This window comes from Pseudactinotalea terrae (assembly GCF_009733845.1).
GTDB classification, from domain to species: Bacteria; Actinomycetota; Actinomycetes; order Actinomycetales; family Beutenbergiaceae; genus Pseudactinotalea; species Pseudactinotalea terrae.
Genome location: NZ_WNXZ01000009.1, coordinates 87,028 through 102,428, shown reverse-complemented (window position 1 = coordinate 102,428; position 15,401 = coordinate 87,028). Strand labels below are relative to the sequence as shown.

Sequence of the window (15,401 nt, the reverse complement as noted above, 5' to 3'; positions counted from 1 at the left end):
CTACTCCGACGAGATCGCCGACGAGGACCGGGTGTTCCGGAAGATCACCCGCCGGATCGCTCCCGCCACGGTGGCGTCGTGGCGACCGGACCCGTTCCTGTTCCGCCTCCCTCGCACCTGACGTCCGGCTCCCTCGGCCTCACGAGATCGTTGCGGGGCGGCGGCTCAGTCGACGTCGGGATCGTCGTCCGAGTCGTCGACGGCGACCTCGTACCCCTGCTCGACGACGTCGGCCTCGGCGGCCCTGTCCTCGAGGTCGGGGCGGGCGATGGCCGGGTGGTAGTCCTCACCGCGCTCCTCGCCCTGATCCGCGAGCAGCGGGTTCGCTGGGTCGAGCTCGTCGGGCTCGGCCTCGCGCCAGTCGTCGTTCGGGAGTGACATGGTTTCCTCCTCGATGCTCGAGAACTCCATGATCCCGCAATCGCTCAGGCGATGCGGGGGAACCAGAGGCCGATCTCGCGGGCGGCCGAGGAGGGCGAGTCAGAACCGTGCACGAGGTTCTGCAGCACCTTCAGCCCCCAGTCGCGGGCGAGGTCGCCGCGGATGGTGCCGGGACCGGCCACGGTCGGGTCGGTGGCACCGGCGAGCGAGCGGAAGCCCTCGATCACCCGGTGGCCCTCGAGCACGGCAGCGACCACGGGCCCGGAGCTCATGAACTCCACCAGGGCGTCGTAGAACGGCTTGCCCACGTGCTCGGCGTAGTGGCCGGCGAGGAGATCGGCATCGGCGGTGCGCAGCTCCAGCGCCACCACCGAGTACCCCTTGGCCTCGATGCGGCGGAGAATCTCACCGGTGAGGTGGCGCTTGACGCCGTCGGGCTTGACAAGGACGAGAGTGCGCTCGGGCGCAGGTGCGTCGGTCATGCGCTCAACTTATCTTCGAGAGCGGTCCGCTCGGCACGCTCGGTGTCGATCCGGCGGCCCAGCACGATCGCCGCGACCCACAGCGCCGCGAACACCACGCCCACGATGTACATCGTGGGCAGCACCGCACCGGACGCGATCAGCAGCACCTGCACCAGCGAGCCCAACCAGAGGCCTGCCGTGCGTCGCACCAGCGCGGCCGCGACCAGGCACAGCAGCGCCCCAACGCCGGCGACCGCCCAGATCGGGCCCACGCTCGTGCCCGGCTCCCGCAACCCGAACGCCACGAGCGCGGCGAACACGACCACGAAGATCTCGAAGGTCAGCACGGCGGAGCAGAACATGCCGCGCGCCGATCGAGGCTTCTTCCTGGCCGGTGCTGCAGAACCACTCGTCGTCACGCGATCAGGATACGGCTGCGTATCAGGACGCTGTGGCAGACCTCGTCCAGGTCGATGGGTGCATGTTCTGTGCTCCCTTGCCTGCCATACCGTCTGACGCGGCGCTCAGACTTCGCCGAATCCCGACTCGATCTCCGCCGTCAGCGCCTCGAGCGCCTCCTCGGCCTGCGCACCTGACGCGCTGAGCTCCACCTCGGCGCCACCCGTGAGCCCGAGCGCCATCAGCGCGAGCACACTGGCCGCATCGACACCGTTGATCGTCACCTCGGCATCGAACTCCGATGCCTTGCGAGCGACGACGGCGGCCGGCCGCGCATGCAGCCCCAGCGAGTTCTTGAGCACGAGGCTGCGGGTCTGAGCGGCTGCGCCGCTCGTCGGTGCCTCGACGGCGGGAGTCGGCTCGTCGGCCGACCTGTCGCCGGATCCCGTGAACGCGTCCACGGCGGTGCGCGCCGCAGCACTGACCGCCTCGAGGTCACCACCGCCCTGGGCCGCCACCGCGGCGGAAACGGCGGCCTCGACGAACGGGGCCTCGACCAACCGCACTCGCTCGTCGTCGAGCATGTCCAGGACCGACTCGGCCGTGAGCGTCGCGGACCCCAGATCGGTCAGGATCGCCACGCCGTCCGCGCCGCCCTCCAACGCCTGCGCGACCGCCTGCTCCACGAGGTCGAAGCTCGTACCGATCGCGCCGTCGTCGGTGCCGCCTGCGGCGACGATCGTGACGTCAGGAGCCATCTGACCCGCCACCTCAGCGAGCCCTGCTGCGAGCTTGGCCGAGTGGCTGACCAGCACCAACGCCGTCGCCATCAGGCGCCAGCCGCCGCAGCCGCAGCCTCCAGCAGCAGCGCGGAGGATTGCGCGCCCGGGTCACGGTGCCCGATGGCCCGCTCCCCCAGGTAGGACGCGCGGCCCTTGCGGGCGACCAACGGCTCGGTCGACTCCGCGCCCGCGCGTGCGGCGTCAGCAGCCGCACGCAGGGCCTCGCCCGCGCTGCCGCCCGAGTCCGCGACCTCCTGCGCGGCTGCTGCTGCGGGGTGCCAGGCGTCGACCATCGTCTTGTCTCCGACCTCGGCCTTGCCGCGGGCAACGACGCCTTCGACGCCCGCCGCGAGCACAGCCGCCACCCCCGCCGCGTCCAGATCAGCGCTGTCCGCAGCCTTGGCACCGCGGAGGAAGGCGGTGCCGTAGAGCGGTCCCGCAGCCCCACCCACCTTCGACATCAGTGTGGTCGCCACCAGCTTGAGCACATCACCGACGGTCGCGGCCTCGAAGCCGTCGAGCTTCTCCAGCAAGATGCGGTAACCACGGTGCATGTTCTCGCCGTGGTCACCATCGCCGATCGCACGGTCGAGATCGATCAGCTCCTCACGGTGCTCGGTCACCACCGCGGCGCTGCACCGTACCCAGTCGAGCGCCCAGTCGACGCCGACCGTCGTCATCACAGGCCCCACCGCAGCGCCGGGGTGTGGACCGGCGCGTCCCAGAGCTCGGTGGTCTCGTCATCGAGGCGGAGCACCGTGATCGAGGCGCCCTGCATCTCGAGCGAGGTGATGTAGTTGCCGACGAGCGAGCGGGTCACGTTCGTGCCCAGCGCCTCGAGCCGTGCGCGCGCGTGGCGGTACACGATGTAGAGCTCCGAGCTCGGGGTGCCGCCCATGCCGTTGACGAAGAGCAGCACATCGTCGCCGCCTGCGAGACCGAGATCCTCGAGGATCGGGTCGAGCAGCAGGTCGGTGATCTCGTCAGCGGGTGCGGCCTTGATCCGCCTGCGCCCCGGCTCGCCGTGGATGCCGATGCCGATCTCGATCTCGCCCTCGGGCAGGTCGAAGCTCGGCTTGCCCGCGTGCGGCACGGTGCACGCCGTGAGCGCCACGCCCATCGACCGCACGTTGTCGTTGACCTTGGTGGCGACAGCCAGGACCGCGTCGAGGTCGTCGCCACGCTCGGCGGCGGCTCCCGCGATCTTCTCGAGCAGCACCGTGCCGCCGACGCCGCGTCGGCCCGCCGTGTAGAGGGAGTCCTCGACGGCGACGTCGTCGTTGACGACGATGGCCTTGACCGGGATGTCCTCGGCATCGGCGAGCTCGGCCGCGGTCTCGAAGTTGAGCACGTCGCCCGTGTAGTTCTTGACGATGTGGAGCACGCCGGCGCCACCATCGGCTGCCTTGGTGGCCGCGAGGATCGGGTCCGGCGTGGGTGAGGTGAACACGGGGCCAGGCACGGCGGCGTCGAGCATCCCGACACCCACGAAACCCCCGTGCAGCGGCTCGTGCCCGCTGCCGCCACCGCTCACGAGCCCGACCTTGCCCGAGACCGCACCGCCGGCGCGGGAGACGAAGAGCGTCTCCGGGTCGTCGCTGCCGACGATGATGTCCGAGTGGGCGAGGACGAAACCCTCGACGCTCTCTGGGACGACGTCGTTGGGGTCGTTGATCAGCTTCTTCACGGCCGGCTCCTTCGCTCGTGCTGACGGGCGGTGCTCCGCCCTGTCCCAAGGATCGCGCGGCGCTGGTGCGTGCGGGTGTCGTTTGGGTAGCCGCGAGACGAAGGTCGGCGTGACGCCGGTCACAGTCAGGCGGTCGGGCGCTGCGGCTGCGACTTGCTGACGGCGTCGACCAGGTGGACGAACAGCGCGTAGTTCGGCACGACACCGAGGGAGAGCCCGGCGAAACGACCCTTCGGGGTCCGGATGACGCCGACGTTGCCCTGGTGCAGCGCGATCCCGCCGTACTCGCTCCACGGCAGCAGCTTGCGGCCGTGGCTGATGCCTTCGCGGCTGACGCCCAGTGGCCCGAACGCGACGGTCTCGCCCCGGTTGACCGCATCGACCGCCGGCCGGAACTTCGCCTCGACGCTCTTGCGCTGCACGAGTGCCTGAAGCTCGTTCGCGCCCTGCAGCCCGGTGATCGGCAGCTGCTTCAGCCCCGGTCCGCCGATGCCGTGGTTGGCGGCGCCCTTGGCGGGCGTGATGACGTAGTTGACGTCGGTCCAGGCCCAGGTGTGCTGCTTGTCGTTCGCGATCACGCGCACGCCACCGTCGAAGGTCTGCAGCAGCTGGCCGTTCTTGGGCACCGCGAGATACAGGAACAGCAACCCCAGCAGGCCGAACGCGGCGGTGCCGAGGTAGTAGCCCCACGAGTCCTTCGTCATCCCGGTCAGCAGGAAGTAGCCGGCGAGAGCGATGAAGCCAGCACCGAAGATGATCCCGAAGAACGAGGAGCTCGTGGTGCGGCTGTGCGAGCTGATCGGGGCGCCGAGCTCGTCGGTCACCTGTGCCTTGGTCGCGATGTCCTGGCGCCACTTGAGGAATGTCATCACGGCGAACGCCACCCCGATCACGACCAGCGCGACGCCGGTCCACTGCCCCACCTGGTTGGCGCGGTGCGCCGCTGCGAGGACCTCGGCATAGGTGTCGGTCCCGACCGTGACACCGTTCTTGACGGAGTCACACACCTGGTTGGGAGCCATCGGGTCACCACCGCAGGTGGCGACGACCGTGGCGGTCTTCGTGAGCACGTAGGTGACGATGCCCGCGATCGTCACCACGGCCATCGTGGCGAAGGCCGCGATCGGGACGGCGCCGAACTTGGCACCGCCGTCGGTCGTGGGCCTCGCCTTCGACGGCGTCGCTGAGCTGGGCTGAGGCGGCACGGACATGGCGCACAGGCTAGTGGGGGTCATCGGCGATCGCGCGAGTATCCGGGCATGGGCAGCACTCCCCCACCCGACCGCCGCGGCATCGGGTGGGGAGCCGTGCGGGCTACTGCCCGCCGAAACCGGAGGTGGCGACGCCCTTGATGATCTGACGCTGGAACACCAGGAAGACCAGGATCAACGGGAGCGCTGCGAGCACCGCCTGGGCCATCACCTGCGAGTAGACGATGCCGTAGGCGCTGATCACGGTCTGCAGGCCGACCGGCAGGGTCATCAGCGAGGTGTCGTTCATGATGAGGAACGGCCACAGGAAGTTGTTCCACGCGCCGATGAACACGAAGATCGCCACCGAGGCCAGGATCGGGCGCGAGAGCGGCAGCACCACCGACCAGAAGATCCGAGGTCGGCCCGCACCGTCGATCCGTGCGGCGTCCTCGAGCTCGATCGGGACCTGGTCGAAGAACTTCTTGAGGATGAACACCATCGCCGGTGCGATCACCTGCGGCAGGATCAGCCCCCAGTAGGTGTCGACGAGGCGCAGCGCGAGCATCTCGTAGTACAGCGGGATGATCAGCACCTGGCCCGGCACCACGATCGAGGCGATCACCACGGCGTAGAGCCACGTGCGGCCACCGAAGTCGATGCGGGCGAACGCGTAGGCCGCGAGCGCGGAGATCGCCACCGTGATCGCCGTGATGATCACCGACGTCAGCAACGAGTTCCATGCCCAGATCGGTACGTTGCCGACCGCAAGCACATCGCCGAACGACTCCAGCGTGAAGCCGTTCTCGGGGATCCAGCTCGTCGACGTCGCGGCATCCTGCTCGGTCTTCAACGCCGTGTTGACGGCCCAGAGGAACGGCAGCAGCCACCCGATCGCCATCAGGATCAGGATGACGAAGGCGACGATCCGGCCCGGACCGGTCTTCCTGTCCGGCCCGCGCCCCCTGGGACCGACGGCGCGCTGGACCGGGGCGACGGCGGCGCTCATGAGTCACTCCTTCTCGTGAAGCGGAACTGGACGAGCGAGACGATGATGATGATCGCGAAGAACACGTAGGAGATCGCGGCCGAGTACCCGAACCGGTAACCGGTGAAGCCGACCTCGTAGACGTACTGCAGGATCGACCGCGTCGCACCTCCTGGCCCGCCCCCGGTCATCTGGTACACCTGATCGAAGAGCTTGAGCGAGGCGAGCACCTGCAGCATGACGATGAGGAGCGTGGTCGGCAGCAGCTGCGGCATCGTGATCGACCAGAACTGCCGGAACCGGCCGGCGCCATCGATCGCCGCCGCTTCGTACTGCTGCGGCGGGATGTTCTGGAGCGCCGCGAGGTAGAGCAGGAAGTTGAAGCCGATCGTCCACCAGACGGTGGCGATGACCACGCCGAGCATCGCGGTCTCCGGCTCCTGCAACCAGGCAACACCCTCGAGCCCGAACATCTCGAGGACCGCGTTCGCGATCCCGAGCTGCGGGTTGAAGATCCACACCCAGATCTGGCTGACGACCGTGGACGCCAGCAAGAACGGCATGAAGAACGAGAGCCGCCACAGCCACTGGCCCGGCAGCCCCTGCTCCACCAGCACGGCCATCACGAGCGCGATGACCACGAGCGGCACCGTGGACAGCAGCGTGAACCATGCGGTGTTGCCCAGCGAGCGCCAGACGTCGCCATCGGCGAAGGCCTCGGCATAGTTGTCGAAGCCGATGAAGCTCCCACCGGCGCCGGTGAGAGAGATCTCGGTGAAGCTCAGGTAGAGCCCGTGGATCATCGGCCAGATCAGGAAGGCGATGAAGAACACGAGGAACGGTGCGACGAATGCCCAGCCTGCGATGCGGTCCCCGGACCGCATCGAGCGCGCGCGCCCGCTGCTGGGGCCGGTGGCGGCCAAACCGGTCTCGGGGGCTGTCTGTGGTGCTGTGGTCATCTCGTCCTCCTCAACCCGCGACCGGGTTCGGCTGCCTGATCAGCGCGTCGACACGTCCCATGAACGCCTCGAACCCGCTCGCGGCGTCCTCACCGCTGAGCAGCACACCTTGCACGTACTCGGCGAAGTACTCCTGGAAGTTGCTGCCCGAACCGCTGAACCAGGCCTCCGGGTCGTAGTTGAGGATGTCGGCGGCGTTGGCGTAGTGCGCCTGCGGCAGCAGGTCCTCGTACTCGGGACTCTCGGTGATCGGGAGGAAGGCGGGAATGTGCCCGGCTTCGGCCCAGCGGAACGAGGAACCGAGGAGATCGGCGACGAACTGATAGGTCGCCCGTCGTGCGTCCGGATCCGGGTTGTCCTGGTGCGGGAGGACGAAGGAGTGAGAGTCGCCGTACGCGGCGTCGGTGCCGTACAGGTTGGGGATGGTCTGCGCGTCGAGAGCGATCTCGGCCCCGAGCATCGTCGGGAGCTCCCACACGCCGGTGAAGAACAGCCCGCTGTCGGTCCCGCTGGCGAACTCGGCGACCGCGTTGGCGTAGTCCGCGCCGCGGGCGCAGATGGTGTCGTCCAGGAGGGTCTGCATGAACTCCAGCGCAGTGACCGCCGCGTCGAGGTCGTACTCCGCGGCCTCACCGGTGAGCACGAGCTCGGCCCCTTGCTGCAGATACAGGCAGTACCAGAGCCGCCACATCTGGGCGCCGTCACCGAGGTAGCCGTAGGAGAGCGCGTGCACGCCGGTGACCCCCTGGATCGCGGCGGCCACCTCGAGGAAGTCCTCGGGGGAGGTGATCTCGGCGAGCTGGCCGTCGCTGCCGAGCACGCCCGCCTGATCGCAGATGTCGGTGTTGTACATCATGATGAACGGGTGCGCGTCGAGGGCGATCGAGTACAACGAGTCCTCGCTGAAACCCTTCTCCCAGATCGGGCCGGGGAACTTGTCCTCGGTGACGCCGACCTCCGCCAGCATGTCCAGGTCCCACGGGTCGAGCAGCCCGCCGGGCGCGTACCCGGGTAGCCGCGACGCGTGCATGATCCCGAGATCGGGCGCTCGGCCACCGGCTGAGGCCATGGCCAGCTTGGTGTAGTACGGAGCGCCCCAGGCGAGCACGGTCGGCTTGACCGAGTAGACGTCGCTGGCGGCGTTCGCGGAGTCGATCAGATCCGACATCTTGATGCCGTCGCCACCGCTGAGCAGGTGCCAGAAGTCAAGGTTCTCGCGGTCGGCGACCCCACCTCCCGGCGAGCATCCGGCCAGCAGCGGCGCGCCGACCGCAGCCGCGCCGAACGCGCCCACGCCTGTGGTCAGCAGCTGGCGTCTTGTCAGGCCTCTGGTGCGATCCACCATCGATGATCACTCCCTCGTGATGCCTCTCCCGCCGAGTTCCTCCCGGTGACCGCGTGCGAGCACCCGGCGTCTTGACCGTACAGCGCTGTAATTGGTCTCACAAGGAAACGCGCCGATGGGTACCATCCGGACAAGACGGAGGGGAGCCGATGGCGTCATCGCGCTCGAACGCACAGGTGCGGCTGGTCGATGTCGCCGCGCACGCCGGCGTCTCGATGAAGACCGTGTCGAACGTGGTGCACGGCCATCCCCACGTCAGCGCCGCCCTCCGCGCGCGGGTGCAGCAGGCCATCGACAAGCTCGGCTACCGCCCCAACCTCACGGCGCGGCGGCTCGTCACGGGCCGCACCGGGATGCTCGCGCTCGCGCTGCCGGAGATGGACCAGCCGTACTACTCCGAGCTCGCCCGGCACGTGGCCGAGGTGGCCCCGGAGCTCGGCTACCGGGTGCTGATGGAGCAGACGATGCTCTCCGCCGACGCCGAGCGTGCGGCGATCGGCGACCGCGAGAACGGTGTCGTGGACGGGATCCTGTTCCACCCGGTCCGGATGACCAACGCCGAGATCGCCTCGCTGCCGCGCGACGTCCCGCTCGTGCTCTTCGGCGAGAACCCGCCCGCAGCCGCCGACCACGTGATGATCGACAACGTCACCGCTGCCCGCGAGGTGATCGACCACTTCGCGGCCAGAGGCCGTCGGCGCATCGCGTTCCTCGGCACCGTGATCGACGAGGTCAGCGACGCGACCGCGCCGCGGCTGCAGGGATATCACGAGGGACTCGACGGCGTCGGGATCCCTCGGTCCGATCGTCCTGTCCTCATGTGCGAGGGCTACTCGGTCGAGGCCAGCGACGTGGGGCTGAGCGCCGCGCTGGCCGAGGGGCTGAAGATCGACGCCGTCATGTGCCGCGAGGACCGCTTCGCCGTCGGCGCCCTTCACGCGCTTCGCCGCGCCGGGCTGCGCGTGCCGGAAGATGTCGCCGTCGTCGGATGGGACGACACCCAGCCCGCCCGATGGTCGCAGCCACAGCTCAGCAGTGTCTCCCCCGACAAGCGCGAGCTCGCCCGGGTCGCGGTGCGGCTGGTGCACGAGCGGATCGGTGGCTACCAGGGTGAAGGTCGGCACCTGATCGTGCCGCACCGGCTGGTGGTGCGCGAGTCGAGCTAGGTCTGGCTCGGCGCCGCCGTCGAGCGCCGCAGCTCCAACCGCGGCTGGAACACCAGGTCGTGGTCGGGGCTCTCGTCCCGCAGCAGCGAGGACATCCTCGCCCACCCGAGCTGCCCCAGCATCTGGTGCGGAACCGACTCCGTGGTGAGCGAGGGCGACATGAACCGCGCGAACGGGATGTCGTCGAAGCCGGTGACCGAGACCTGCCCCGGGACGCTGACGCCGCGCTCCTGCAGCCCGTGCACGAGACCCACGGCGACCAGGTCGTTGAAGGCGAGCACCGCCGTCACCCCGGACGCGATCACGGCGTCGACGGCGGCGAGGCCGTCCTCGCTCGTGCCGCCGCCCGGCACCCGGACCAGATCGAGATCCTCGACGCCGGCACGGAAGTCACCGATCCCGTTGATGCGGTTGCGGTTCGCCACGCCCTCGGGGCCCTCGACGTACGCGATCCTGCGGTGGCCGAGCCCGTACAGGTGCCGCGTGAGGCTGACGAACCCGGCACGCGAGTCGACTGAGAGGGTCGGTGCAGGCAGGCCCGGGCATGCACGGTTGAGCAGCACCACGGGCGCCAACGACTCCGCGCACCGGATCAGCTCCGTCTCGGACATGCGTGGCGCGCACAGCACGAGCGCATCGCTGCGGCGGCGGATGTCGGCGGCGAGCAGCGGCTCGTCCTCCGCGGACTCGGCGGAGTCGGCAACCAGCACGCGGTAGCCGTCGGCAGCCGCCGCGGAGCTGAGCGAGGCGAGCACGGCCTGCGAGGACGGATTGGCGAGATCGGGCACGAGGAAGGCGATCGCGCTGGTCTGGCCCATCGCGAAGCTGCGGGCGAGGTGGTTCGGGGAGTACCGAAGCTCGGCGGCCGCCACCCGTACGCGCTCGGCGATGGCGGGGTCGCCGGCGAACCGCCCGTTCATCACGCGCGACACGGTCGACGCCGATACACCGGACCGCTCGGCCACCTCCGCGATCGTGGTCGCGCCTGGTCGTCTCATGACCATCAGCCATCCTCCCCTCGGTCCGTGTGCTCGCCCGGCGGGCGCTGCGACATCCTAGATTCCGAGCGTGATGCGCTCGTTCGCCTGCACGAGCAGATCCACGTCGTGGCCGGCACCGACCAGCCGCCCGCGGACTCCTCGAGGGCTGAGCCCGGTGACCGCGCTCACCTCGCCCTGCCGGTCGACGGCGATGCGCCAGCCGCGCGGGAACGTGAGCCAGAGCTCGTGGTCGCGATGGATCTCGACCCGCTCGTCGTCACCGACGATCTCGTAGCGCACACCCGCGACCGACCGGGCGTGCCCGGTCGCCAGCGGCTGCTCACCCCGGGCGAGGCGCGTGGGGGGCATCCCCGACAACCAGATCTCGCCGTCGGGCCGGGGAAGGACGCCGCAGGTGCGTTCGAGCGCATCGAGCAGCCACAGCATCGCGGGCGCGTAGCCGTCGGCGAAGCCCGGGCGGCCCGAGAAGGGGTCGACGCACTGCGGGAACGCCTCGTGCTCGGCCATCGCGGCGAGCAGGTCGCGCTCGATCTCGAGGAGCTCGGCATGGTGACCGTGCTGCTCAAACGCGTGCGGTGCGCGCAGCATCGTCAGCATGTTGACCGGGCCGGCCCACGAGTTGCGGTGGTAGTCGGCGTCGAACCGCGGGTCGTCCATCGCGATCGAGGTCAGCCCGGCCGCGGCGCGGAACCGGCGTCGGTTCATCAGGTACCGGTCGACCGCGGCGGCGGCAAGGTCGGCGTCGACGACCTCGCAGGCGAGCACGCGCAGCAGCACGTCGGAGTCCAGCCGCAGCAGCTCGCCGTCCGCCGTGCGGTCGTAGAAGGTGCCGGCCTCGGGGTCGAAGCACTGCTCGACGAGCGCAGCCCGGCTGGCGGCGGCCCGCTCGACCCAGGGCTCGGCGTCCTCCCCGAGCTCGGCCGCGATCAGCCCGAGATGGTGCCGCTGGCAGGCGGCGTTCGCCGTGAGGTCGGGTGCGACGAACGGCAGCCCGGGGACGTCGCCGTCGTACCGGGCGGCGTCACCGTGCAGGCAGCGGTCGGGGACGCCCCAGAACCGGGGCGACAGGTCGTGGCCGGTGTCGAAGGTGCAGAACACCTCGACGCCGCCGGTCCCCCGGGTGTCCCGGTGCCGGGCGAGCCAGGCATCGTGTGCTGCCATCGCACGGAACATCGTGGCCAGGTACTCGCCGTCGCCCTCGCGCAGGTAGTGGTGCCAGACGCACCGGGCCAGCGGCGTGACCATCTGGATCTGGCTGAAGGCGGGGCCGGCGGCGGTCACCTTGTAGGGCAGCAGCCCGTCCTCGCGCTGGTGGCGGGCGAGCTGCAGGTGGGTGGCCCGGGTGATGTCCGGGGCGAACCGGTCGAGCACCTCGGCCTCGATCGTGGCGGTGCTCTCGAGCCACGTGCCGTCGTAGCCGCCCCCCTCGTGCAGCACCGGCTCGCCGTCGTGACCCGGCCTGATGCAGTCGCCCAGCTCGGCCAGCGCCTGCTCCCACCGTCGCTGCAGACCACCGCCGACCGTCACGAGCGCGACGTCGGCGGTGGTCTCGCGCAGGCCCGTGAGGGCCTGCTCCAGAGATCTCACTCGTTAGCCCTCCAGCGCGGCAGACAACTCGTCGATCCACTGCTGCGCACCCTCGGCCGAGGTCACCCGGTCGAACAGGATCTCTGACTCGATCCGCTGCGACAGCTCGTTGAGGATCGCACCACCGGCGGGCTGCGGAGGTGCCACCACGCCGATCTCGAGAACCTCGGTGAGGTACGCGGCCGCCTGCGCGTCAGCGGGAGCGAGCAGCGGCTCGACCACCGAGAGGGTGTCCGGGTTGAACGGCAACCCGCGGTCGGACAGGATGATCTCGGCCGCCGCAGGCTGGTTGAGCAGCCAGTCGACGAGCAGGGCCGCTTCGGCCGGGTGCTCCGAGCCTGAGGCGATCGCCCAGAACTGCGACGGCAGCACCGCCAGCCCCGAGACTCCGGTGGAGGTCGGCGGGGTGAGGATCTCGACGTCGGCACCCGTACCCGCCTGGTAGGCCGCGATCTGGTTGCTGTAGCTGAAGGTCATCGCCGCACGACCGGTGCCGAAGAGACTCAGGTCTGGCGTCACGTTCCAGTGCTCCACGATCACCGAGGGGTCAGGCAGGCCACCCGCCTCGACCAGTCCGGCCTCCAGGTCGTACCACTGCTGGATCGTGGCGGCGTCGACGGCGAGCTGGCCATCCCAGTCGTAGATGCCGGTCTCGGTGTACTGGGCCACGTAGGTGCCCAAGATGTCCTGCAGGCGCAGGTCGAGACCGACGACGCCCTCGCCGGCGTTCGCCGAGATCTCGTTGGCGATGTCGATGAACTCCTCCCAGGTCCAGTCGGCCTCCGGGAGTGCGACGCCCGCCTGCTCGAAGATCGTGGGGTTGATGAGCACCCCGATCGCGTTGCCGCCGGTGGGGAGCCCGTAGAGGGTGTCGTCGACCGTGGCGTTGGTGAGCGTGAAATCGGGGTAGCCGTCGGTGGGCAGCTGCTCGCTCACCGTCGCGAGATCGAGCAGCGCTCCGGCCGCCCCGTACTCCTGCGGCTTGGCGCCGCCGAGCGCGAACACGTCCGGTGCCGTGCCGGAGGCGAAGTCGGTCGCGAGCCGGTTGAAGAGGTCGTCGGGAGCGCCCACCGGCTCCTCGACGACGGTGATGTTGGGGTGTTCGGCCTCGAACAGATCGATGGCCTCGGCCATGATCGCCGCACGGCCGTCGTTGCCCCACCAGGCGATGTGAAGCTCGACGGGCTGCTCGGTGTCGACCTCGCCGCCGCCGGTCCCGCCGTTGCCTGCGCCGCCGTCGCCGCCGGAGCAGGCCGCCAGTGCCAGGGCCGCCGCACCTGCGACGACGGCCGACCGCATCGAGCGATGTGAAGAACGCGTCATTGCTGTCTCTCTTCGATCGTCGTGGGCGATCGTCACGCCCGCGTGAAAGCGGATTCTCAGAAACCGCTTGCAGCGGAACGTAACAGCGCAAGACGAGGGTGTCAACGGTGCCGACTGGCAGCGCACCGGGTACGGCACGCTCTCGACGAAACCGCGTGATTACGCGCCTACTGCGTATTTGTTGACGAAGGCGACAATCCATGGTGATACTGGCCTACGTTCGAGAATGCGTTTGCACTCACGTGGGTGCGAGCGACGACATGGAGGTCTCGTGAGCAGCATCGGCGAGTTGCGCCAGCTGGCGCGCCAGCGCAAGCGCGGTGGGAAGGCCAGGAACCCCGACAACCTCGCCGGCCATCTCTTCCTGCTCCCGTGGTTCATCGGCGTCCTCGTCTTCACGATCGGGCCGATGATCGCCTCGCTGCTGCTGTCGTTCACCGACTACAACCTGCTGCAGCCGCCCACCTGGGCCGGGCTTGACAACATCGTCCGGATGATGGAGGACGAACGCCTCCTGAACTCGCTGCGCGTCACGCTCGTCTACGTGCTCGTGTCGGTGCCGCTGCAGCTCGCGCTGGCGCTGGCGGTCGCGCTCCTGCTCGACCGCGGGATGCGCGGACTGGCGTTCTACCGATCGATCTTCTACCTGCCCAGCCTGCTGGGCGGTTCGGTGGCGATCTCGATCTTGTGGCGGCAGGTCTTCGGCAAGGAGGGCATCGTCAACGCCTTCCTCGCGCTGTTCGGCATCGAGGGGCCGGGCTGGATCTCGCACCCGGACTACGCGCTGATCACGATCATCATCCTGCACGTGTGGACGTTCGGATCCCCGATGATCATCTTCCTGGCGGGGCTGCGGCAGATCCCGGAGATGTACTACGAGGCCGCGCAGGTCGACGGCGCCGGCAAGGCACGGCGCTTCTTCTCGATCACGTTCCCGCTGCTGACGCCGATCATCTTCTTCAACCTGGTGCTGCAGATCATCTTCGCGTTCCAGTCGTTCACGCAGGCGTACATCGTCTCGGGCGGCACCGGCGGCCCCTCGGACTCGACGATGTTCTTCACCCTGTACCTGTACCAGCAGGCCTTCACCGAGCTCGAGATGGGCTACGCCTCGGCGATGGCGTGGTTCCTGCTGCTGATCATCGCGGGGTTCACGGCCTTCAACTTCTGGCTGTCCAAGTTCTGGGTGTTCTACGAAGAGGACTCGGGGGCGCCGCCCAGACGCCAGCGCCGTGAGCGACAGGGGGCTGCGGCATGATGTCGTCTCAGCTCCGCTCCGTGATCAAGCATGTGTGTCTCATCGCGCTCTCGCTGCTGATGATCTACCCGCTGATCTGGCTGACGGTGTCCTCGTTCAAGCCGAACGCCACGATCTTCAGCGACCTCAGCATCTTCACCACCGACCTCACGCTGGACAACTACACGCACGGCTGGACCTCGCAGCAGCTCCCGTTCAGTCGGTTCCTCATGAACTCGGCGATCCTGTCCCTCGGCGCCATCCTGGGCAACCTGGTGTCGTGCTCGTTGGCGGCGTACGCCTTCGCCCGGCTCCGGTTCGCCGGTCGCAACCTCTACTTCGCCGTCATGCTCGGAACGATCATGCTGCCGTTCCACGTCGTGCTGGTGCCGCAGTTCATCATCTTCCGCGAGCTCGGCTGGCTCGAGACCTTCCTGCCGCTGGTCGTCCCGAAGTTCCTGGCCCTCGACTCGTTCTTCGTGTTCCTCATGGTGCAGTTCATCCGCGGGCTGCCCCGCGAGGTGTTCGAGGCTGCACGCATCGACGGCGCCGGCCACGTCCGCATCTACGCCGGTATCACGCTGCCGCTGATGGTGCCCGCACTCGCCACGACCACGATCTTCACCTTCATCTGGACCTGGGGCGACTTCTTCGGACCGTTGATCTACCTGCGCACGCGCGAGAACTTCACGGTGTCTGTAGCGCTCAAGGGATTCATCGACGCGCAGTCGAGCTCCAACTACGGCGCGATGTTCGCCATGTCGGTCGTCTCGCTGATCCCGCTGTTCGTCGCGTTCCTCGTCGGGCAGCGGTGGCTGGTGAAGGGCATCGCCACGACCGGCATCAAGTAGCGCGTCGCCCCCGCCGGGTCCGTGGATCAGCCAGCCGATCC

At 69.0% G+C, this 15,401-nt stretch carries 16 protein-coding genes; 3 read left to right on the top strand and 13 right to left on the bottom strand.

Going from position 1 to position 15,401, the window contains the following annotated elements:
• Positions 1-165 precede the first annotated feature (165 nt).
• From GPA03_RS21200 to GPA03_RS21155, 10 genes are all read right to left on the bottom strand, one after another.
• Positions 166-381, bottom strand: a complete 216-nt coding sequence (locus tag GPA03_RS21200) for a hypothetical protein (RefSeq protein ID WP_156254054.1) — start codon at positions 379-381, stop codon at positions 166-168.
• 44 nt (positions 382-425) lie between these two features.
• The gene (ndk, locus tag GPA03_RS21195; protein ID WP_156254053.1) at positions 426-863 is read right to left on the bottom strand and encodes a nucleoside-diphosphate kinase; all 438 of its coding nucleotides are present in this window, start codon (positions 861-863) and stop codon (positions 426-428) included.
• Positions 860-1,264 carry a DUF4233 domain-containing protein gene (locus GPA03_RS21190; RefSeq protein WP_156254052.1) on the bottom strand — a complete coding sequence of 135 codons (405 nt, stop codon included), beginning with the start codon at positions 1,262-1,264 and terminating at the stop codon, positions 860-862. Before GPA03_RS21190 ends, ndk begins: the two co-directional genes overlap by 4 nt.
• A 105-nt stretch (positions 1,265-1,369) precedes the next feature.
• Positions 1,370-2,074, bottom strand: coding sequence for a dihydroxyacetone kinase phosphoryl donor subunit DhaM (dhaM, locus tag GPA03_RS21185; RefSeq protein WP_156254051.1), 705 nt, complete (start codon positions 2,072-2,074; stop codon positions 1,370-1,372).
• Positions 2,074-2,706, bottom strand: a complete 633-nt coding sequence (dhaL, locus tag GPA03_RS21180; protein ID WP_156254088.1) for a dihydroxyacetone kinase subunit DhaL — start codon at positions 2,704-2,706, stop codon at positions 2,074-2,076. The genes dhaM and dhaL overlap by 1 nt, the downstream gene beginning before the upstream one ends.
• Complete coding sequence (gene dhaK, locus GPA03_RS21175) at positions 2,706-3,713, bottom strand: dihydroxyacetone kinase subunit DhaK (RefSeq protein WP_156254050.1); 1,008 nt, start codon at positions 3,711-3,713, stop codon at positions 2,706-2,708. Before dhaK ends, dhaL begins: the two co-directional genes overlap by 1 nt.
• 125 nt (positions 3,714-3,838) lie before the next feature.
• Positions 3,839-4,924: a DUF6585 family protein gene (locus GPA03_RS21170; protein ID WP_156254049.1), complete on the bottom strand. Its 1,086-nt coding sequence runs from the start codon at positions 4,922-4,924 to the stop codon at positions 3,839-3,841.
• A gap of 103 nt (positions 4,925-5,027) precedes the next feature.
• Positions 5,028-5,912: a carbohydrate ABC transporter permease gene (locus tag GPA03_RS21165; protein WP_156254048.1), complete on the bottom strand. Its 885-nt coding sequence runs from the start codon at positions 5,910-5,912 to the stop codon at positions 5,028-5,030.
• The gene (locus GPA03_RS21160; RefSeq protein ID WP_156254047.1) at positions 5,909-6,850 is read right to left on the bottom strand and encodes a carbohydrate ABC transporter permease; all 942 of its coding nucleotides are present in this window, start codon (positions 6,848-6,850) and stop codon (positions 5,909-5,911) included. The genes GPA03_RS21165 and GPA03_RS21160 overlap by 4 nt, the downstream gene beginning before the upstream one ends.
• A 10-nt stretch (positions 6,851-6,860) precedes the next feature.
• The gene (locus tag GPA03_RS21155) at positions 6,861-8,195 is read right to left on the bottom strand and encodes an extracellular solute-binding protein (protein WP_156254046.1); all 1,335 of its coding nucleotides are present in this window, start codon (positions 8,193-8,195) and stop codon (positions 6,861-6,863) included.
• A 149-nt stretch (positions 8,196-8,344) separates the two neighbouring features.
• Here GPA03_RS21155 and GPA03_RS21150 point away from each other — a divergent pair, with 149 nt between their 5' ends.
• Complete coding sequence (locus tag GPA03_RS21150) at positions 8,345-9,361, top strand: LacI family DNA-binding transcriptional regulator (protein WP_156254045.1); 1,017 nt, start codon at positions 8,345-8,347, stop codon at positions 9,359-9,361.
• Here the strand turns inward: GPA03_RS21150 and GPA03_RS21145 are convergent.
• From GPA03_RS21145 to GPA03_RS21135, 3 genes are read right to left on the bottom strand one after another with little or no spacing between them, the layout of a single operon-like run.
• Positions 9,358-10,359, bottom strand: a complete 1,002-nt coding sequence (locus GPA03_RS21145) for a LacI family DNA-binding transcriptional regulator (RefSeq protein ID WP_156254044.1) — start codon at positions 10,357-10,359, stop codon at positions 9,358-9,360. The two genes, GPA03_RS21150 and GPA03_RS21145, sit on opposite strands and share 4 nt — an antisense overlap.
• A gap of 57 nt (positions 10,360-10,416) precedes the next feature.
• On the bottom strand, positions 10,417-11,949 hold the full coding sequence (locus GPA03_RS21140; RefSeq protein WP_156254043.1) for an MGH1-like glycoside hydrolase domain-containing protein: 1,533 nt from the start codon (positions 11,947-11,949) through the stop codon (positions 10,417-10,419).
• A 3-nt stretch (positions 11,950-11,952) separates the two neighbouring features.
• The gene (locus tag GPA03_RS21135; protein ID WP_156254042.1) at positions 11,953-13,272 is read right to left on the bottom strand and encodes an ABC transporter substrate-binding protein; all 1,320 of its coding nucleotides are present in this window, start codon (positions 13,270-13,272) and stop codon (positions 11,953-11,955) included.
• A gap of 271 nt (positions 13,273-13,543) precedes the next feature.
• On the opposite strand from GPA03_RS21135, the gene GPA03_RS21130 reads away from it, so the two are divergent.
• A complete protein-coding gene (locus tag GPA03_RS21130; protein WP_156254041.1) occupies positions 13,544-14,530 on the top strand; it encodes a carbohydrate ABC transporter permease in 987 nt (328 codons plus the stop codon).
• Positions 14,527-15,360, top strand: coding sequence for a carbohydrate ABC transporter permease (locus GPA03_RS21125; RefSeq protein WP_156254040.1), 834 nt, complete (start codon positions 14,527-14,529; stop codon positions 15,358-15,360). Before GPA03_RS21130 ends, GPA03_RS21125 begins: the two co-directional genes overlap by 4 nt.
• Positions 15,361-15,401: the final 41 nt, after the last annotated feature.